Genomic DNA, 19,877 nt, shown 5'->3' with positions numbered 1-19,877 from the left:
GCCCGTCAGGTCACGGCCAGGCCGCATAAGACGGCGGCGGCACGTTCTGCATTCGCGTTGCCGTTCTCCTGAAACGGCCGGGAGACGTGCCCTCGTTGCGGGTGAAGAAGCGATTGAAATAACCGGGGTCCTGAAATCCCAATCGGAACGCGATTTCAGCAACTTGCAGCGATGAGTTCAGAAGAAGGTCACGCGCTTCGGACAGCAGTTCCCGGTGAATATAGGCCTGTGGCGAAAGCCCTGTCGCCTTGCTCACCGCAAATCCAAGACGTTCGCGGTTGACGCCGAGTTGCCTTGCGTAGTCTTCCACACCCCATTGATCGCGTTTGTGCTGGCTCACCAGCAGGATGAACCGTTCGGTAAGGCTGCCGGGGGTGGAGATGGCGGCGGCAATATCGGCGATGGCGTGCTGGCAGATGCGGATGAGGGTGACGCAGAGCAGGCTGGCGATGATCGTGTCCGAACCGGTTGTCGCGCGGACATTTTCGCTGGCGATGGTCTCGAGATAACCCGCAAGTTCCTGCCGGTCCCTTTCTGCCGGCACCTGCGTCAGAACACGTTGCAATATATTGCGCACGGCGCTTGCGCTCGTGCCTGTGGGCATCGCATGGGCAAGCCCGATTTCGCTCGTCCTCAGCAGCGATCCACGGCTTCCGGCGGTCTGCCGCAGGCGTCCGGCGGGGCCGATGGGCAGCCAGACGAGCCCCGGTGCCGGGACAGGCAGCGTTTTTTCGCCCTGTATTATCTCCGCTTCCCCGGCGGAAAGGAGAAGCAGATGGGCGCTATCCGATTCCAATCGGAATTCGGATATGCGCAGCGTCGAGGCGAGGTTGCGTGCCGCGATCTCCACGCGATTGCCGGCAATCTGGCTGTGCAGCGGCATTCAACCTCCAAAAGTACAATAATGCGCTACATTAGTGCATTTTATATGCGGCTGTCATTGCTAAACTTTGATCAGCGCAGGGGAAAGCCTTGAGGAGAACGGCAACCCCGATAAGGCGCTTTGGGAGGAACATCATGAATAATCTGAAGCGCAGAACGCTGTTCTGCCTGCTCTCCGGTGCTGCCCTGTCGGCGGTATCTTTCGGTTTTGCCAATGCGCAGGACCGTACCTCGGTGAAGATCGGTTATGCCGTTTCAAAAAGCGGCGCCAATGCCACAGGTGCTGGCATCACCACCATTCCAAACTACAAATTATGGGTGAAGGAGGTCAACGATGCCGGCGGCCTCACTTTGCCGGATGGCAAGCGCCTGCCGGTGGAAGTGGTGGAATATGACGACCGTTCCTCGGCCGAGGATGCGGTGCGATTCACCGAGCGTCTGGCCAGCCAGGACAAGGTCGATTTCATTTTGCCGCCCTGGGGCACGGGCTTCAATCTTGCCGTCGCGCCGCTTTACGACCGTTTCGGTTATCCACAGCTGGCCGTGACCGGTGTGACCGACAAGGCGCCCGATTTCGCGGCGCGCTGGAAAAAGAGCTTCTGGATGCTGGGCGGCGGCCATGATTATGCCAATGCGCTGGCCGACGTTTTGAAAGCCGCGCGCGAGGCCGGCCAGATCAACGACAAGGTCGCGGTGATTTCCGTGGCTGACGGTTTCGGCATCGATCTCATCAAGGCTGCGCGACCGGCGCTGAAGGAAGCGGGTTTCACACTCGCCTATGACAAGACCTATCCGGTCGGCACTTCGGATTTCGCAGCGCTGGTGAACGAGGCGGCGGCGAGCGGTGCGGACAGCTTTATCGCGTTTTCCTATCCACCCGACAGTTTTGCGGTGACGAAACAGGCGCAGACGGCCCGGTTTAACCCGAAGGTTCTTTATGTCGGCGTCGGCGGTGCGTTCCCGATCTTCCCGAAGGTCTCCGATGGCAAGCAGGAAGGTGTCATCAGCATTGGCGGTGTTGATGGCAGCAGCGACAGGATCGAGGATTATTTCAAGCGCCACGAGGCCTTTATCGGCGCCAAGCCGGACAGCTGGGCAAGCGCCATCACCTATGCGAGCCTCGAAATGCTGGCCCAGTCCGTTCAACGCGTCGGCCTCGACCAGGCGGCGGTGGCAAATGAACTTTCGACGGGAAGCTTCGACACCGTCATCGGCCCGGTCAAGCTTGAGGACAACCAGCTTCGGCAGCTCTGGTGGGCGGGGCAATGGCAGGGTGACCGCTTTGTGGCGATTGCACCGGCGGACCGTTCAGGCGTGGCAAAGCCGGTCATTCCGAAGCCGCAATGGTGAGCCTTTGCCGGCCGGGGCCGTGAACCCCGGCCGGCAGGCTTCCGCCATGTTCCAGACTGGAGACACTTCCTTGTTTTTATCCACCCTCATCTTCGGCTTGATGCTGGGAGGGACCTATGCGCTGATCGCGCTTGGACTTTCGCTGCAATATGGCATTGCCCGCATCATGAACCTTGCTTATGGCGAAGTGCTGATTGCGGCTGCCTTCATCGCCTTCGTGCTGTTTTCCAGCTATGGCCTGTCGCCGCTCTGGTCGCTCTTCATCATCGTGCCGCTCGGTTACGCCCTGTCTTTCGTCATCTACCGGGTCATGATGCGGCCGCTGGTGCGCCGTTCGGGCGGCTCCGGCCGTCTGGAAGTCGATTCCATTCTGGCGACCTTCGGGCTGCTCTTCGTTATCCAGGGCATCATGCTCGTGGCGTTCGGCGGCAACTACCATTCCTATTCCTATCTCTCCGATGGCGTCGACATCTTCGGCACCACAGTGGCGCTGAACCGGCTCCTGTCCTTTGGCCTGTCGGTCGCGATCGGTGGCGGGCTTTATCTGGCGCTCACCCACAGCCGCTGGGGCCTCAACCTGCGGGCGGTGGCGCTTGCGCCCAAATCTGCGCCGCTGGTCGGCATCGATGTGAACCGCGTGGCCTCAATCGGCTTTGCGCTTGGTGGCGCACTCGCCGTGGCAGGCGGGGTGATGATTTCGATGTATCAGACCTTTTCCGCCTCCTATGGCGTGGTCTTCACCATGAAGGCGCTTGTCGTCGTCATCATGGGCGGTGTCGGCAATCTGCTTGGCGCGCTGGTGGCCGGCCTGCTGCTCGGTCTCGTGGAAACCTTCGTGCTCGTTTATGTCGATCCCGGCCTCACGCTTGCCGCCACCTATCTGCTTTTCCTCGTGGTGCTGCTCTGGCGTCCGGAAGGCATCTTCGCAAGGAGGGGCAAATGATCCCGCTTCTCATCGGCCTTGCCGCAGCCGCGCTGCTGGCGCTTTCCCCTTTCTTCTTCGATGCCTATGGCGTCGGCGTCATCATCGGCCTTCTCGGTTATGCGACGCTCGCCTCCGCCTGGGCGATGTTTTCCGGTCCGACCCGTTATATTTCGCTCGCCACCGTCGCCTTCTTCGGTGTCGGGGCCTATACGGTTGCGGTGCTGAGCGAGGTTCTGCCATGGCCGCTGGTGCTTCTGTGCGCGGCCCTTGTCGGCGCGGCGCTGGCGCTTGTCGTCGGGCTTTCCACACTGCGCGTCGCGGGCATTTATTTCGTGATCTTTTCCTTTGGCCTTGCCGAGCTTATCCGCCAGGTCATCACCTGGTATGAGGTGAATGTGACCGGCACGCTCGGGCGTTACATCTTCCTGCCGCTGGAGCCGCAGCATGTGCTCTGGCAATTGCTGGCGCTGGCTGTGATCACCCTCCTGCTGGCAATCCTCATCGACCGCAGCAAGCTCGGACTGGCATTGAAGGCAATCGGTGACGACGAGGTCGTGGCCGCCCACGCGGGCATTAATCTGGCCCGCACCAAGCTGACGCTCTTCGTGCTTTCGGCCACGATCATCACGCTGGTCGGTGCCATTCAAGCCCCGCGCTGGGTCTATATCGAGCCGGCCATCGTCTTTAATCCGCAGGTATCGTTCCTCACCGTCATCATGGCGTTGCTTGGTGGAGCCACACACCGCTGGGGACCCATTCTCGGTGCGGTGCCCCTGTTCCTGCTGTTCGAGTGGCTGGGCGCCAACTTCCCCAACCATTTTTCCATCATCCTCGGCGCTCTCTTCATCCTCATCGTCTTCGTGCTGCCGGATGGCGTGCTGGCGGCGCTGGAGAAGCTGCGCAAAAAGGAGAACGCCGCATGAGCGCCGTTCTCGAAATCACCGATATCCGCAAGACCTTCGGCGGGCTGAAGGCGGTGGATGGCCTTGGCCTTACCATCGAGGCTGGCGAGGTCGTCGGGCTGCTCGGCCCGAACGGTTCCGGCAAGACGACGCTGATGAACCTTATCTCCGGGGCGCTGAAGCCCACTGAAGGGTCTATCCGACTGAAAGGGCAGGAGATTGCGGGCAGGCGGCCGGATGTGATTGCACGCGCCGGCGTGGCGCGCACCTTCCAGCTTGTGCGGCTTTTGCCGTCGCTTTCCCTGCTCGAAAACGTTGCCGTATCGGCCATGTTCGGCCCGCAGCGGCTTTCACGCCCCGAGGCGGAGAAGGTCGCGCGCGCCTGCCTCGAAAGAATAGGTCTTGCCGGGCGGGAAACCATGCCGGCCGGCGACCTCACCTATATCGACCAGAAACGCCTTGAACTGGCGCGTGCGCTGGCGGGCGAACCGAAGCTTCTGCTTCTCGATGAATGGCTTGCAGGTCTCAACCCCACGGAGCTGCAGGAAGGAATAGCGCTGATCCGGCGGCTGGCGTCCGAGGGTACGACGATCCTGCTGGTGGAACATATCATGGCTGCTGTGCGCGCGCTTTGCCCGCGCTCCGTGGTCATGGCCGCCGGCCGCAAGATCGCCGATGGGACGATGGCAACGGTGCTTGACGATCCGCAGGTCATTTCCGCCTATCTGGGAGCGGCACATGCTTGAAATAGATGCACTGACAATCCGCTATGGCAAACATCTCGCGGTTGACGGCATATCGCTCAATGTCGCCAAGGGCGAAACGGTGGTTCTGCTCGGCGCCAATGGCGCTGGCAAGTCGTCGCTGCTGAAAGCGGTCGGCGGCATGGTGGCTCCGGTCTCCGGCGAAGTGCGCGTCAATGGCGCGTCGCTTGCCGCTGTCCCCGCTCATCAGATTGTAGAGCGGGGCGTGGCGCTGGTGCCGGAGGGACGCGGAATTTTCGCGGCGCTGACGGTGGAAGACAATCTCCGTCTCGGGGCCAATCCCCGCCATGCCCGTTCAGTGGAGAAAGCGACACGAGAGCATATTTTCTCGCTGTTTCCACGCCTTGCGGAGCGGCGGCAGCAGCTTGCCGGCACCATGTCCGGCGGCGAACAGCAGATGGTCGCCATCGGCCGCGCGCTGATGTCGGCACCGGATTATCTATTGCTGGACGAGCCGAGCCTCGGCCTTGCGCCCATCGTTACGCAGGAGCTTTTTGCCGCTTTGGCGGAGATCAAGAAGAGCGGCCTTTCCATTCTGCTCGTGGAGCAGAACGTGCGCGAAAGCCTCTCACTTGCCGATCGCGGATATTTGCTGGAAGCAGGGCGGATCGTCGGGGCAGGCACGGCTGAGGCCCTGTCCGCCGATCCAGCCGTGCAACGGGCGTTTCTTGGCGGTACCACCGCCGCCATTGTCTGAATTCAGGAGGAATACTATGCAGACAGTCAATCTTTTCATCGGCGGCGACCATTGCCCGGCCACAAGCGGCAAGCGTTTCGAACGCAGCAACCCCATCACCGGCGATGTGGCGACGAGTGCTGCGGCGGCAACGGTGGAGGACGCCACCCGGGCAGCCGATGCCGCGGCGGCCGCTTTCCCGGTTTGGTCGGCAACGCCGCCCGGTGAACGCCGCCGCCTGCTCCTGGCTGCCGCGCAGGCGCTTCTCGCCGCCGGGCCTGACATTACCCAGGCGATGAAGGAAGAAATTGGCGCGACCGATGCCTGGGCCGGGTTCAACGTCAAACTGGCGAGCGATATGCTGGTCGAGGCGGCAAGCCTGACGACCCAGATCAAGGGCGAGATCATCCCCTCCAACCGTCCGGGAACCATGGCGATGGCATTGCGTCAGCCGGCCGGCGTCGTGCTGTCCATGGCGCCGTGGAATGCACCTGTTATTCTCGGCGTGCGCTCCATCGCCACGCCACTTGCCTGCGGCAATACGGTTGTCATGAAGACTTCGGAACTCTGCCCGCGCACCCATGCACTGATCATCGAGGCGGTCGCTTCCGCCGGTCTGCCCAGGGGCGTGCTCAACGCCGTATCCAATGCGCCGGAAGATGCGGCAAAGATCGTCGATACGCTGATCGCGCATCCCGCCGTCAGACGCGTGAATTTCACCGGCTCGACCCGCGTCGGCCGGGTGATTGCCGAAACCGCCGGCCGTTACTTGAAACCCGCTTTGCTGGAGCTGGGCGGCAAGGCGCCGTTCATCGTGCTTGATGATGCCGATATCGATGCGGCTGTCGCGGCTGCTGCCTTCGGCGCCTATATGAATCAGGGCCAGATCTGCATGTCGACGGAGCGCATCATCGTGCTCGACAGCGTTGCCGATAGATTTGTCGAGGCCTTTGCCAAAAAAGCTTCGAGCCTCACGGCCGGCGATCCGCGTGAAGGCAAAACACCGCTCGGCTCGCTGGTCAGCGCCGAAGCGACATCGCGCATCCGGGCGCTGGTAGATGATGCAGTCTCCAAGGGTGCGCGGCTGGTCGCGGGCGGCGGCGGCAATGGCACGATGGTGGATGCGATCGCCGTCGATGGCGTCACGCCCGCCATGCGGCTTTATGCAGAGGAAAGCTTCGGTCCCGTCGTTTCCATCATCAGGGCCGGCAGCATCGATGAGGCCGTGAGCATCGCCAACGAAACCGAGTTCGGTCTTTCCGCGGCGATTTTCGGCAGGGATCAGGCAAGGGCGCTTGCCATTGCCGCCCGCATCGAAAGCGGCATATGCCACATCAACGGCCCGACCGTTCACGATGAGGCGCAGATGCCTTTCGGCGGCGTCAAGGCCTCCGGATACGGCCGTTTTGGCGGCACGGCAGGCATTGCGGAATTCACCGAGCTGCGCTGGGTCACGCTGCAGGACGGGCCACTGCATTATCCCATCTGAATCGCAAACGGTACAGGCTGGCGGGCGGCGTCATCGTCGCTCGTCGATCAGCCAGCCGGTGAGTTTTCTTACCGCGCTGTCGCTGCTTTTCGGTCGCATCAGCCAGTAGCCACGTCCCGGCGCATCGAGGCTCGGGCCGGCCGTCACCAGCACGCCGGCCTCCAGCAACGGATCGACCAGTCCGGCCCAGCCGAGCGCGAAACCCTGTTCGCCGATGGTTGCCTGCACCACCATGGTGTAATTGTTGAAGCTGATATCGCCGCCATCATACTCGGCACCGCGATGCACGCCGAAATGCTTGAAATAGGCAGCCCAGTCGAACCAATGCGCCTGCGAGGTGTTTTCGAGGTGGATGAGTTTATGGCGTGAAAAATCAACGACACCCGCCGGTGCCGGCGTTTCCGCGAGGAGCGCCGGCGAGCAGACCGGTGTGACCTTTTCCGAAAGCAGCAATACCGCTCCTTCGCCCGCCTCCTGCCGCGTGCCGAAAATCACCATCACATCACTGTCGTGTTTGCCCTGGCCGAGCGGATCCTGCGTGGCGACGATCTGGATGTTGATGTCCGGGTTGAGCGCGCGAAAACCATGCATGCGCGGGATGAGCCACAGGGACGAGAAGGCATAGTCCGTGTGCAGGCGGATGGTCTGGCGCTCCTCCGTCCGGCGAAGCTGCTGCGCCAGAAGGTCGATGGCGTCGACATTGCGCGAGACGATCTCGAACAGCCGCTGGCCCTCCGTCGTCAGTTCGATACCGCGATGTTTACGGCGGATGAGGGTTACACCCAGTTCCTCCTCCAGCCTGCGGATCTGATAGCTGACGGCCGGCTGGGTCAGACGCAGGGATGCCGCCGCCGCCGTCAGGCTGCCGCGGCGGGCAACCTCGGTGAAAATGCGCATCCATCCCAGGTCAAGTGGCCGATCTGACATTAAAATTCCTTATATCAACTATCGAAAAATAACCGCTTCACAGGCAAAAGCAACGTGTTGTTCAATAAACTGGATTGATAAAAGGGGAGCCGCAATGAAAACCATTTCTCATCTGCATCGTATCGCCGCCGGTCTTTTTCTGTCCGTGGCGGCCTTCTCCACCCCGCTTCAGGCGGCCGATGACGCGGCCTGCAAGACCATCCGTCTCAGCGATCCGGGCTGGACCGACATCACCGCCACCAATGGCGTTGCCTCCGTGCTGCTGGATGCCTTGGGTTATGAGGCTGACGTCAAGACGCTGTCAGTGCCGATCGGTTATCAGGCGATGAAGAACGGCGAAATCGACGTTTTCCTTGGCAACTGGATGCCGGCGCAGAAATCCTTCGTGGACGATCTGAATGCCGCCAAGGCGGCCGAGGTGATGACGAAGAACCTCGAGGGTGCAAAGTTCACGTTGGCAGTGCCGGCCTATATGGCGGAAAAGGGCGTCAAGGATTTCGCCGATCTCGCCAAACATGCCGATGAATTCGAAAGCAAGATTTATGGAATCGAGCCCGGCGCACCGGCCAACCAGAATATTCAGAAGATCATCGACGCCGATGATTTCGGCCTGAAGGGCTGGCAGCTCGTCGAATCCGGCGAACAGGCGATGCTGGCGCAGGTGGAACGGGCGGGCAGGGACAAGAAGGCGGTGGTCTTCCTCGCCTGGGCGCCGCATCCCATGAATGAGAAGATCGATATTGCTTATCTCTCCGGCGGCGACGCCTATTTCGGCCCAAATTTCGGCGGCGCGGAAGTTTATACGCTCGCCCGCACCGGCTGGCCGCAGCAATGCCCGAATGCGGCGACGCTGTTCAAGAACCTGAAATTCGATATTGGCATGGAAAATACCCTGATGGGCTCCATTCTTGGTGGCGAGGATTCGAAGGCGGCGGCAGCGGCCTGGCTGAAGGCCAATCCGCAGGCGCTGGATGGCTGGCTGCAGGGCGTTACCACGCTGGATGGCAAGCCGGGTGCGGACACCGTCAAAGGCAAGCTTGGTCTCTAAACCGGAAAGTGGAAATGCCGCGTCCCAATATCCTGATCCTGATGGCCGACCAGTTCAACGGGACGTTTTTTCCCGACGGCCCGGCCGATTTTCTTCACGCACCCCATCTCAAAACACTGGCGAAGCGGTCCGTCCGCTTCGCCAACACCTATACGGCAAGCCCGCTCTGCGCGCCGGCCCGCGCCTCCTTCATGTCCGGGCAATTGCCGAGCCGCACGCGGGTTTACGACAATGCCGCCGAATTCGCTTCCGATATTCCGACCTATGCGCACCACCTGCGGGCGACGGGTTATTACACCGGCCTTTCAGGAAAGATGCATTTCGTCGGCCCGGACCAGCTGCATGGCTTCGAGGAGCGTCTGACGACGGATATCTATCCGGCGGATTTCGGCTGGACACCCGACTATACCAAGCCGGGGGAGCGGATAGACTGGTGGTATCACAATCTCGGTTCGGTCACCGGCGCAGGCGTCGCCGAAATCACCAACCAGATGGAATATGACGACGAGGTGGCCTACCACGCCAGCCGCAAGCTCTACGACCTGTCGCGCCGCCTCGATGATCGGCCGTGGTGCCTGACAGTCAGCTTCACCCATCCGCACGACCCCTATGTGGCGCGGCGCAAATTCTGGGACCTCTACGAAGACTGCCCCGAGCTTGATCCGCAGACATCGGCGATTGCCTTCGACGAGCAGGATCCGCATTCGAAACGGTTGCTGGAAGCCTGCGATCACGAAGCTTTCGATATTTCACCGGAGCAGATACGCCGGGCACGGCGCGGATATTTCGCCAATATCTCCTATATAGACGAAAAGGTCGGCGAAATCCTTCAGGTGCTGAAGGCGACGCGGATGGAGGAGGACACGATCATTCTCTTCCTCTCCGACCATGGCGATATGCTGGGCGAGCGCGGGCTGTGGTTCAAGATGTGTTTCTTCGAAGGTTCCGCCCGCGTGCCGCTGATGGTGGCCGCACCCGGCTGGCAGCCGGCTTTGATCGACACGCCAGTCTCCACACTCGATGTCACGCCGACGCTCTGCGGTCTGGCGGGGCTCGATATCACCTCGCTCAAACGCTGGACGGACGGCGAGGATCTGGCGGCGCTGGCAGCGGGAACTGGCGAGCGCGGCCCGGTGCCGATGGAATATGCCGCCGAAGGCTCGATAGCACCGCTCGTCGCGCTTCGCGACGGCCGCTACAAACTATCGGTCTGCGAGGCCGATCCGCCCTTGCTTTATGATATCGACGCGGACCCTGAGGAGCGCACGAACCTTGCCGGCGACCCTGCTTTCAGCACCGTCCTCTCATCGCTTTCCGCTGAAATCGACAGCCGCTGGCAGCTCCCGGTTTTCGACGCGGCGGTGCGGGAAAGCCAGGCGCGTCGCTGGGTGGTCTACAAGGCGCTGCGCAACGGCGCTTATTACCCGTGGGATTACCAACCTTTGCAGAAAGCCTCCGAGCGCTATATGCGCAACCACATGGACCTCAACGTGCTGGAGGAAAACCAGCGGTATCCGCGCGGGGAGTGAAGCGGGTAGGGCGGATCAGGCTGGTACGGGCATCCTCTGCCTTGCGGAACTGCGCCGCAAACGGTGACGGGGCGCTGTGCCTCTATTGCGCGAGAAGCCGGAGCCTGACCCAGTTCAGCGCCGCAAGTTTGAAGCGATCGTAAAACGACCGCGCGAAACGCACATAGCGCATGATCCATGCAAGCCAGGGATAGGTGAGGAGCTTTTCCCGGCCGGCGTGATAAATGCGCTCGACGATCAGGAATGTCGCGAGATGGGCGAAGACCGTCAGAACCAGCCCCACCTTGACGGCGCCATGGGCAATGAGGACGAGACCGATGATCTTCATCGGTTCGGCGATGGCGAAGGGCACCGCAAGGCAAAGGAGAATGGCAAGACGCGGCAATCGCGCGATCCGGCTTTCCAGTCGCTTGATGAATGTCAGCCCGGATATGGCCCTGATGACGGGCCGGTAGAGCGGGCGGAAAATGCCGTCGAGGATCAGGGCGAAAACGATGATCGCCCGAAGCGGAAAGACGAGGAACGTCCGGATTTTGCTCTTCACCTCGGCGGGTCTCCAAAAAGGGCGTAACGCCCATCCTTAATCGCCTGAAACATATCAAAACGAAGTCGTTTTGTCGTTCAGCCCTGCCGCACGCTCGCATACATGCCGGTGGTGCGGAATTCGCTCGGATTGGTGCCGTAGAGCCTGCGAAAAACCTTGGAGAAATAGTTCGGATCCTCGAAACCGCACAGCACCGACACCTCCTTGATGGGAAGGTTGGCCGCCGAGGTGAGAAGCTTGGCCGCCCGGCGCAGGCGTCGCTGCAGCACGAATTCCGCCGGCGACAGGCCCTCGCTTGCCGCGAAGATACGGGAAAAATGCGCGCGGCTGAGGCCTGCCACCGCCGCAAGGTCGCTGACCGAAAGCCGTTCGCCGAGATGGCTGTCGATGTAGCTCAGCACCTGTTGCATGGTACGATATTCGCCGCCGAAAGAAGGATGAGAACCGAAGACATCGTCATAAAGCGTCATCGCCGCTTCATAAGCGACGGCGGAAGCCGCGCCTGGCGTTTCCGCGCCATTGACGAGGCGCGAGCAGCATTCGGCAAGATGATCCACGGTTTCGGGTTGGAGTTTGAGGATCGGGCCGGTGACGGAGAGGATATTGCGGTGAATGCGCAGGGCTTCCTCGCCGTTCATGGAAATCCAGAAGAACTCCCATTCTTTGCCTTCTTCCAGCCAGTAGCGGTGATTGTGGGGAATGAGCAGCAGCAGGGTTTCGCCCGGTCTCACCACATAATGGCGGTTCTCGTAACGCAGATTGCCCTGGCCGGCGATGCAATATTGCAGCACGGTAAAAGGCGTCTGGCCGCGTTTGCGCCCGTCCCAGTCGTAATTGCCGCCGCTGCGGATTTCATAACCGCTGCTGGTCGGCATGGTGTGCAGCGTCTGGCGGCCGCGCGGCAGCGAGACTGTTCGCATGCCGGGTCCCTGATCGATCAAATCCCGCAGCACAAAATTACCCATGAAAGCATAATCCTTCTCTGGTCCTCACCGATATTATACGCATAATCCCGATCCGAGGAGACAGCCAGCAGGATATTGCTGCTGAAAAATTGGAGAGGAAGGCCGGTTTTCCGGGATTCTTACGGGTATTTTTCTGCAGTGCCATTTTAAGATCCTTCGGCCCGTTTCACCCGTTCGATTTGCAACAGAGGTGGCGTTATGAGTTTCAAAATCGCTATTATTGGCGCAGGCAGCGTCGGTTTCACGAAAAAACTGTTCACCGATCTCCTGTGTGTGCCGGAGTTTCGCGATATTGAAGTCGCGCTGACGGATATCAGCCAGCACAATCTGGATATGATCAGGGCGATCCTCGAAAAGATCGTCGAGGCCAATGGTTTCCCCGTGAAGGTGACGGCCGATACCGACCGGCGGCGGGCGCTGGAGGGTGCGAAATATATCATCAGCTGCGTGCGGGTCGGTGGTCTGGAAGCCTATGCCGATGATATCCGCATTCCGCTGAAATACGGCATCGACCAGTGCGTGGGCGATACGATCTGCGCCGGCGGCATTCTCTACGGTCAGCGCAACATTCCGGTCATTCTGGATTTCTGCAAGGATATCCGCGAGGTCGCCGCATCGGGTGCAAAATTCCTGAACTATGCCAACCCCATGGCCATGAATACCTGGGCGGCCATCGAATATGGCAAGGTGGATACGGTCGGTCTCTGCCACGGCGTTCAGCACGGCGCGGAGCAGATTGCGGAAATTCTCGGTGCGAAAAGCGTGTCCGAGCTGGATTACATCTGCTCCGGCATCAACCACCAGACGTGGTTCATCGATCTGAGGCTCAACGGTCGCAAGATCGGCAAGGACGAGCTGGTCGCCGCCTTCGAGGCGCATCCGGTCTTCTCGCAGCAGGAGAAGCTGCGCATCGACGTGCTGAAGCGGTTCGGCGTCTATTCGACCGAAAGCAACGGCCATCTGTCCGAATATCTGCCGTGGTATCGCAAGCGGCCGGAAGAGATTGCCCGCTGGATCGACATGTCCGACTGGATCCACGGTGAAACCGGCGGTTATCTCCGCCACTCCACCGAAACGCGGAACTGGTTCGAGACGGAATTTCCGCAATTCCTGGCATCCGCCGCCAAGCCGATCGATCCGGCAAAGCGCTCCAACGAACATGCAAGCCATATTCTTGAAGCGCTGGAGACGGGGCGTGTCTATCGCGGCCATTTCAACGTCAAGAACAATGGTGTCATCACCAATCTGCCAGCCGATGCCATCATCGAATCCCCCGGTTTTGTCGACCGTTTCGGCATCAACATGGTCTCGGGCGTGACCCTGCCGGAAGCCTGTGCGGCCACCTGCATGGCCTCCATCAACGTACAGCGCATGTCCGTGCATTCGGCGGTGAGCGGCGATATCGATCTTTTGAAGCTGGCCGTGCTGCACGATCCGCTGGTCGGCGCCGTCGCCACACCGGAGGAGGTCTGGCAGATGGTGGACGAGATGGTCGTCGCGCAGGCGCGCTGGCTGCCGCAATATGCCCATGCCGTGCCGGCAGCGAAGGAGCGGCTTGCCAAATCCAGCGTCAAGACCCGCGACTGGGCGGGGGCTGCGCGCCGCAACGTGCGCTCCATCGAAGAATTGCGGGCCGAAAAATCGGCGCTGAAAAAGGCTGTTTGAAGGAAAGGCATGGGAACAGGCCGGGCGGCGGAAGGGAGTTCGCCGCCACGGCCAGAACGATCACAGAGGGTGGGCGGTCGAAGAGCTGCCATTTGGGAGGAATGACGATGTTACTTCAACGCAGGATCGGTATCATCTCGGCACTGGGTCTCGGTGTTTCGATGATCGCACTCAATGCGAATGCCTTCGAGACCGCCACGCCGCCCGAGCCGCCGCAATTTCCGGCCGAAGGCAAGATCAATTATGTGGCGCGCGACTCGATCCTCGAATTCAAGGCGCTGCCGAGCTACAGCGAGCCTGACTGGGTCAGCGAGAAATTCGAAAAGACCGGCAAGCTGCCGCCCTTGAAAGAGCGCCTGCCGGAAGAACCGCTGGTCTACAAGACCGGCAATATGCCCGACGGTATGGGCGTTTACGGCGATACGATGCGCCATGTGGTGGGCGGCAGGCCCGAGGGCTGGAACTATATTGCCGGCCAGAGCCAGGGCTGGGGCGGCATCGATATCGCCCTTTCCGAATGCCTGACGCGCACGGCACCGCTCTTCCAGGTGGATGCCAAGGATACCGAACCGCTGCCCAATCTGGCCAAAAGCTGGGAATGGTCCGAGGATGGCCACAAGCTGACGATGCATCTCGTCAAGGGCGCCAAATGGTCTGATGGCGAGCCCTTCAATGCCGATGACGTGATGTTCTATTGGGAAGATGCCGTCGTCGACCCCAATGTTTCACCGCTTGGCGGCGGCGCATCGCCCGAGGCTTTCGGTGAGGGAACGACGCTCACGAAGATCGATGATTACACTGTCGAATGGACCTTCAAGGCGGCGTTTCCCAAGCAATATCTCTATACCATGGCCTATCCGAGCTTCTGCCCCGGGCCGTCGCATATCCTGAAACCGCAACATCCGAAATATTCCAAGAACACCTACAACCAGTTCAAGAACGCTTTCCCGCCGGAATATATGAACATGCCGGTCATGGGGGCATGGGTGCCGGTCGCTTATCGTCCCGATGACATCATCGTGCTCAGGCGCAATCCCTATTACTGGAAGGTCGACGAGAAGGGCCAGCAGCTTCCTTATCTCAACGAGGTCCATTACAAGCTTTCCACCTGGGCCGACCGTGATGTGCAGGCCGTGGCGGGATCGGGCGATTTCTCCAACCTCGAACAGCCGGAAAATTTCGTCGCCTCGCTGAAACGCGCCGCCGACCCCAATGCGCCGGCTCGTCTCGCCTTCGGGCCGCGCCTCATCGGCTATAATCTCCAGATGAATTTCTCCGCCAATGGCTGGGGCAATCCGGACGAGCGCGGACAGGCGATCCGCGAGCTGAACCGCAACGAGGTGTTCCGTCAGGCCGTCACATCGGCCATCGACCGTAAGGCAGTCGGCGACTCGCTGGTGAAGGGACCGTTCACGGCGATCTATCCGGGCGGCATTTCGTCTGGCACCAGCTTCTATGACCGCGCCTCCACGGTCTATTACCCCTTCAACCTCGATGCCGCCAAGGCCGCACTCGCCTCGATTGGCCTGAAGGATACGGATGGCGATGGTTTCCTGAATTTCCCGAAGGAAACGCTGGGTGGCCGCAATGTCGAAATTACCCTTCTCGTCAATAACGGTTACGCGACGGACAAGAGCCTCGCGGAAGGTCTTGTTGGCCAGATGGCGAAACTCGGCCTGCGCGTCGTCATCAACAGCCTCGATTCCAACCAGCGTGATGCCGCCCATTATGGCGGGCAGTTCGACTGGCTGGTACGGCGCAACTCCACCGAGCTTTCATCCGTGGTGCAGAATACCGAGCAGCTTGCCCCTGTCGGCCCGCGCACAAGCTGGAACCACCGCTCGCCCGAAGGCAAGGAACTCGATCTGATGCCGTTCGAGAAGGAGATGGCCGATCTCGTGCGCAAGTTCATCTCCTCGCAGGACAATGCCGAGCGGGCCGAGCTGATGAAGCAATATCAGAAGGTCTATACGCAGAACCTCTATACGATCGGTCTCACCGAATATCCCGGTGCGCTGATCGTCAACAAGCGGTTCTCGAATGTGCCGCAGGGCACGCCGATCTTCATGTTCAACTGGGCCGAGGATTCCATCATTCGCGAACGCCTTTGGGTCGCGGCGGATAAGCAGGGCAAATACGAACTCTTCCCGCAGCAGCTTCCCGGCAAGCCGGGTGAGGGCGGGCCGATCAACTAAAGCATTTCCAGTAAAAGTGCGTCGCGGTTTTACGTCCGGAAATGCGACAAACTTGAAGAACTCCTCCCGGAGAACACCCGGTACCGGTCGCGCGTGAAGCGCGGCCGGAGGCACCCGGCGAACCGTTATCCATCACGGCCCGCCCAAACGGAGGAAAACCGTTCGATGCTGAGATTCCTGACGATACGCATAGGCTCCGCCGTTCCGGTGTTGTTGATCCTGAGCGTGGTAACCTTCGCCATCATTCAGGCGCCGCCCGGCGATTATGCCGACTACATCCGCTCGCAGCTGATGAACCAGGGCGGTGCGTCCTTCGAACAGGCGGAAGCGCAGGCGCAGGCCTACCGCATCGAACACGGCCTCGATAAGCCGCTCGTCATTCAATATTTCAACTGGATCGGCGGCATCGTCACGCGCGGCGATTTCGGCTACAGCTTTTATTACAACAAGCCGGTCGCCGATGTGGTTGGCGAACGCCTGCCGCGCACCATTGCGCTGGCGCTGGTCTGCCACATCTTTGCATCGGTTCTCGGTATCGCCTTCGGCATATGGGCGGCCACACGGCAATATTCCTGGGTCGACAATCTGCTCTCCACCATCGCCTTCCTTGGTATGACGATCCCGCGTTTCCTGATGGCGCTGATCCTCGTCTATCTCATGGTGTTTCATTTCGACGTGTCCGAGATCGGCAGCTTCTTCTCGCCGCAATATGGCGGTGCGCCATGGTCGTGGGGCAAATTTGTCGATCTGGTCAGCCATGTCTGGCCCGTGGTCGCCATCGCCGTCTTCGGTGGGCTGGCCTATAATATGCGAGTGATGCGCGGCAATCTGCTCGATACGCTGAATGCGCAATATGTCGAGACGGCGCGCGCCAAGGGTCTTTCGGAAGGCGCTGTCATCATGCGCCATGCGGTTCCGAACGCGGTGCATCCGCTCGTCATGTATCAGGGCGTGGTGCTGCCTTACATGCTGAGCGGCGAGATCGAAACCGCGATCATCTTCGCGCTGCCGACCGTCGGCCCGGCCATTGTCGGCTCCATGGCGGTGGGCGATGTCTATGTCACCGCGACCTTCATGATGGTGCTGGCCGCCACGCTGATCGTCGGCAACATCATCGCCGACATGCTGCTTGCCATGCTCGACCCGCGCGTTCGCGAATTCGGGAGGGCCTGAAATGATGGCGTTTGACGAGATGAAGACCGAAACCGCCGCCCCCGCAAAACCCGACCGTTTCGCCCATGGCAACGAGACCTATCTCGCGCTGGTCTGGCGGCGTCTCAGACGCTCCTTCACCGGCATGGTCGGGCTGGTGCTGGTAGCGCTGCTGATCCTGATCGCCATCTTTGCGGATTTCTTCGCGCCGATGAACCCGCTCGAAACCCATGGCAGCTTTTCGCCGCCGCAGGTGGTTCGCTTCACCGACAAGGATGGCAATATCAGCCTCGCGCCGCGCGTCTATGCCATCGCCGAGACGGAAGAACTTGATCCTGTCACCTTCCAGCCCATCGTCGGGCCGGATTACGACAATCCCGTCTATCTCGGCTTCTTCGTCAAAGGTGCGGAATACAGGCTGCTGGGCCTTATCCCGATGAGCCGTCACTTCTTCGGCTCGACCGATGGCCAGCCGGTGCATTTTCTCGGAACCGACAAGTTCGGACGCGACGTGCTGTCGCGCGCCATCTATGGCTCGCGCATCTCGCTTGCCATCGCCTTGAGCGTCGTCGCCATCGTTACCGTCATCGGCACCAGTGTCGGCCTGATATCAGGGTATTTCGGCGGGCCGCTGGATGCATGGGTACAACGCTTCGTCGAAGTGGTGCTGGCGTTTCCGCAATTGCCGCTCTATCTCGCGCTGACGTCGCTCATTCCGGTCACCGCGCCGACCACCGTGTTCCTCGTCTTCGTCGTCGGCGTCATGTCGGCGCTCGGTTGGGCGCAGATGTCGCGAGAGGTGCGCGGCAAGACGCTGGCGCTGGCGCGTATCGATTATGTGCGGGCGGCGATTGCCGTCGGTGCCACTGACCGGCGCATCATTTTCCAGCATATCCTGCCGAATGTGATGAGCCATGTGATCGTTGCCGTCACGCTGCATATCCCAAGCGTCGTGCTGCTCGAATCCTTCCTCGGTTTCCTCGGCTTTGCGGTCAAGCCGCCGCTCATCTCCTGGGGGCTGATGCTGCAGGATACGGCGACCTATTCCGTCATCGGTTCCTATCCCTGGATTCTCGCCCCGGTCGGTTTCGTGCTGGTCACGGTCTTCGCCTTCAACGCGCTGGGCGATGGCCTGCGCGATGCCGTCGATCCCTATTGAGAGGAGCGTAATATGGTTGCTGCTGCACAGAACAACACTTACGCGCCCGCCATCCGCTTCGATGCCGATGACCGAAGCGACGACGCCATCATCGATGCGCGCAACATCGCCGTGACCTTCAAGGTGGAACATGGCACGGTGGAAGCGGTGAAGGACATTTCTTTTCAGCTTTACCGGGGCGAGACGATTGCCATCGTCGGCGAATCCGGTTCGGGAAAATCCGTCACGGCCCGCACGATCATGGGGCTTTTGACGAAGCGGGCGTCCGTTGCGAAATCCGCCACCGTGCGTTTCAATGGCGACGACATTCTGAAGTTTTCGAGCCGCCAGCGGCGGGCGCTGCGCGGAAACCGCATCTCGATGATCTTTCAGGAGCCGATAAGTTCATTGAACCCGATCTATACGATCGGCAGCCAGATCGTCGAGGCGATCCGTGTCCATTCGAAACTGAGCCGAAAAGAGGCCGAGGCGAGGGCGCTCGATCTTCTGCGGCAGGTGCAGATACCGGAGCCGGAAGCGCGGTTGAAGCAATATCCGCATCAGCTGTCCGGCGGCCAGCGGCAGCGTGTCATGATCGCCATGGCGCTCTCCAACGATCCGGATGTGCTTATTGCCGATGAGCCGACGACCGCGCTCGATGTGACGGTGCAGGCGCAAATCCTCAACCTCATCCGCGACCTGCAGAAGAAGCGCGGCATGGCCGTGGTTCTCATCACCCATGACCTGACGATCGTGAAGCAGTTTTCCGATTACGTCTATGTCATGCAGCATGGCGAGATGCGCGAACACAACACTACGGAAAAGCTCTTCGAAGCGCCGCAGCACCCCTATACCAAAAAGCTGCTTGCCTCCGAACCGCATGGCACGGCAAAGCCGCTGCCGGAAAATTCCGGCGTGCTGCTGACGGCAAGCGGCGTGCGCGTCTCTTTCATGATGCGTTACGGCGGGCTGTTCAAACCGGAGCTGAAGGAACTGATCGCCGTCGACAGTCTGGGGCTTACCCTCAATCGGCACGAGACGCTTGGGCTCGTCGGTGAATCCGGTTCCGGCAAGACGACCTTCGGCCAATCATTGCTGCGGCTGAACGAGCCGGTGGCCGGCGAGGTGATCTTTGATGGCGAGAGGGTCGATGGCCGCTCCCGCGCCGAAATGCGGCCTTTGCGTTCGCGTATGCAGATCGTCTTTCAGGACCCTTTCGCCTCGCTCAATCCGCGTATGACCATCGGCCAGATCATCGAGGAAGGTCTTGTCGTCAATGGGCTGGGCAGAACCAAGGCCGAAAGGCTGGACCGGGTGCGCGACGCGCTGGAGGCGGCGGGCATGCCCGGCAATATCCTCTCACGTTTCCCGCATGAATTCTCCGGCGGCCAGCGCCAGCGTATCGCCATTGCCCGTGCGGTGGCGCTGGAGCCGGAATTCATCCTGCTCGACGAGCCAACCTCGGCGCTCGATCTTTCCGTGCAGGCGCAGATCATCGATCTCCTGCGCAAGCTGCAGGATGAGCGGGGCCTGAGCTACCTGTTCATCTCACACGACCTGAAAGTGGTCCGCGCGCTCTGCCACCGCGTCATCGTCATGCAGCGCGGGCAGATCGTTGAGCAAGGGCCTGTCGAGGATGTGCTGACAAATCCGAAAACCGAATATACCCAGCGGCTTGTACGGGCCGCCTTCGAAATCGCTTGAATTCCCAATGCTGGAGGTAGAC

17 protein-coding genes are annotated in these 19,877 nt (G+C 60.6%); 13 read left to right on the top strand and 4 right to left on the bottom strand.

Features of this window, described 5'->3' with window-relative positions; genetic code table 11:
* Nucleotides 1–10: 10 nt before the first annotated feature.
* A complete protein-coding gene (locus EM858_RS15360) occupies nucleotides 11–883 on the bottom strand; it encodes a helix-turn-helix transcriptional regulator (protein ID WP_127757151.1) in 873 nt (290 codons plus the stop codon).
* A gap of 134 nt (nucleotides 884–1,017) precedes the next feature.
* Here EM858_RS15360 and EM858_RS15355 point away from each other — a divergent pair, with 134 nt between their 5' ends.
* The 6 genes from EM858_RS15355 to EM858_RS15330 all read left to right on the top strand — a co-directional run bounded on the left by EM858_RS15355 (nucleotide 1,018) and on the right by EM858_RS15330 (nucleotide 6,988).
* Nucleotides 1,018–2,232, top strand: a complete 1,215-nt coding sequence (locus EM858_RS15355; RefSeq protein WP_127757150.1) for an amino acid ABC transporter substrate-binding protein — start codon at nucleotides 1,018–1,020, stop codon at nucleotides 2,230–2,232.
* A 70-nt stretch (nucleotides 2,233–2,302) separates the two neighbouring features.
* Nucleotides 2,303–3,175, top strand: a complete 873-nt coding sequence (locus EM858_RS15350; RefSeq protein WP_127757149.1) for a branched-chain amino acid ABC transporter permease — start codon at nucleotides 2,303–2,305, stop codon at nucleotides 3,173–3,175.
* Complete coding sequence (locus EM858_RS15345) at nucleotides 3,172–4,080, top strand: branched-chain amino acid ABC transporter permease (RefSeq protein WP_127757148.1); 909 nt, start codon at nucleotides 3,172–3,174, stop codon at nucleotides 4,078–4,080. Before EM858_RS15350 ends, EM858_RS15345 begins: the two co-directional genes overlap by 4 nt.
* Nucleotides 4,077–4,805, top strand: a complete 729-nt coding sequence (locus EM858_RS15340; protein ID WP_127757147.1) for an ABC transporter ATP-binding protein — start codon at nucleotides 4,077–4,079, stop codon at nucleotides 4,803–4,805. The genes EM858_RS15345 and EM858_RS15340 overlap by 4 nt, the downstream gene beginning before the upstream one ends.
* The gene (locus EM858_RS15335; RefSeq protein ID WP_127757146.1) at nucleotides 4,798–5,520 is read left to right on the top strand and encodes an ABC transporter ATP-binding protein; all 723 of its coding nucleotides are present in this window, start codon (nucleotides 4,798–4,800) and stop codon (nucleotides 5,518–5,520) included. Before EM858_RS15340 ends, EM858_RS15335 begins: the two co-directional genes overlap by 8 nt.
* A 16-nt stretch (nucleotides 5,521–5,536) precedes the next feature.
* Nucleotides 5,537–6,988, top strand: coding sequence for an aldehyde dehydrogenase (locus EM858_RS15330; protein ID WP_127757145.1), 1,452 nt, complete (start codon nucleotides 5,537–5,539; stop codon nucleotides 6,986–6,988).
* Nucleotides 6,989–7,018: 30 nt separating this feature from the next.
* Here EM858_RS15330 and EM858_RS15325 read toward each other — a convergent pair whose 3' ends face one another.
* Nucleotides 7,019–7,915 (bottom strand): LysR family transcriptional regulator, encoded by an 897-nt coding sequence (locus EM858_RS15325; protein ID WP_127757144.1) that lies wholly within the window; start codon nucleotides 7,913–7,915, stop codon nucleotides 7,019–7,021.
* Between the two features lie 94 nt (nucleotides 7,916–8,009).
* Between EM858_RS15325 and choX the strand changes: the two genes are divergently transcribed.
* On the top strand, nucleotides 8,010–8,963 hold the full coding sequence (choX, locus tag EM858_RS15320; protein ID WP_127757143.1) for a choline ABC transporter substrate-binding protein: 954 nt from the start codon (nucleotides 8,010–8,012) through the stop codon (nucleotides 8,961–8,963).
* 14 nt (nucleotides 8,964–8,977) lie between these two features.
* Nucleotides 8,978–10,492, top strand: a complete 1,515-nt coding sequence (gene betC / locus EM858_RS15315; RefSeq protein WP_127757142.1) for a choline-sulfatase — start codon at nucleotides 8,978–8,980, stop codon at nucleotides 10,490–10,492.
* An 82-nt stretch (nucleotides 10,493–10,574) separates the two neighbouring features.
* On the opposite strand, the gene EM858_RS15310 is transcribed toward betC, so the two are convergent.
* Both EM858_RS15310 and EM858_RS15305 read right to left on the bottom strand, forming a co-directional pair.
* The gene (locus tag EM858_RS15310) at nucleotides 10,575–11,036 is read right to left on the bottom strand and encodes a hypothetical protein (protein WP_127757141.1); all 462 of its coding nucleotides are present in this window, start codon (nucleotides 11,034–11,036) and stop codon (nucleotides 10,575–10,577) included.
* Between the two features lie 77 nt (nucleotides 11,037–11,113).
* A complete protein-coding gene (locus EM858_RS15305) occupies nucleotides 11,114–12,001 on the bottom strand; it encodes an AraC family transcriptional regulator (protein ID WP_080818957.1) in 888 nt (295 codons plus the stop codon).
* 198 nt (nucleotides 12,002–12,199) lie between these two features.
* Here EM858_RS15305 and EM858_RS15300 point away from each other — a divergent pair, with 198 nt between their 5' ends.
* The 5 genes from EM858_RS15300 to EM858_RS15280 all read left to right on the top strand — a co-directional run bounded on the left by EM858_RS15300 (nucleotide 12,200) and on the right by EM858_RS15280 (nucleotide 19,855).
* Complete coding sequence (locus EM858_RS15300; RefSeq protein ID WP_127757140.1) at nucleotides 12,200–13,666, top strand: alpha-glucosidase/alpha-galactosidase; 1,467 nt, start codon at nucleotides 12,200–12,202, stop codon at nucleotides 13,664–13,666.
* A gap of 107 nt (nucleotides 13,667–13,773) precedes the next feature.
* Nucleotides 13,774–15,861 (top strand): ABC transporter substrate-binding protein, encoded by a 2,088-nt coding sequence (locus EM858_RS15295; protein ID WP_127757139.1) that lies wholly within the window; start codon nucleotides 13,774–13,776, stop codon nucleotides 15,859–15,861.
* A gap of 165 nt (nucleotides 15,862–16,026) precedes the next feature.
* On the top strand, nucleotides 16,027–17,034 hold the full coding sequence (locus EM858_RS15290) for an ABC transporter permease (RefSeq protein ID WP_127757138.1): 1,008 nt from the start codon (nucleotides 16,027–16,029) through the stop codon (nucleotides 17,032–17,034).
* A 1-nt stretch (nucleotide 17,035) separates the two neighbouring features.
* The gene (locus EM858_RS15285; protein WP_127757137.1) at nucleotides 17,036–18,172 is read left to right on the top strand and encodes an ABC transporter permease; all 1,137 of its coding nucleotides are present in this window, start codon (nucleotides 17,036–17,038) and stop codon (nucleotides 18,170–18,172) included.
* 12 nt (nucleotides 18,173–18,184) lie between these two features.
* Nucleotides 18,185–19,855 (top strand): ABC transporter ATP-binding protein, encoded by a 1,671-nt coding sequence (locus tag EM858_RS15280; protein ID WP_127757136.1) that lies wholly within the window; start codon nucleotides 18,185–18,187, stop codon nucleotides 19,853–19,855.
* Nucleotides 19,856–19,877: the final 22 nt, after the last annotated feature.

Source organism: Agrobacterium sp. CNPSo 2736 (assembly GCF_004005385.1).
In the GTDB taxonomy this organism is placed as follows: domain Bacteria; phylum Pseudomonadota; class Alphaproteobacteria; order Rhizobiales; family Rhizobiaceae; genus Agrobacterium; species Agrobacterium leguminum.
Note: the sequence above shows the minus strand (reverse complement) of the source record. Positions and strands in the feature narration are given on the sequence as shown.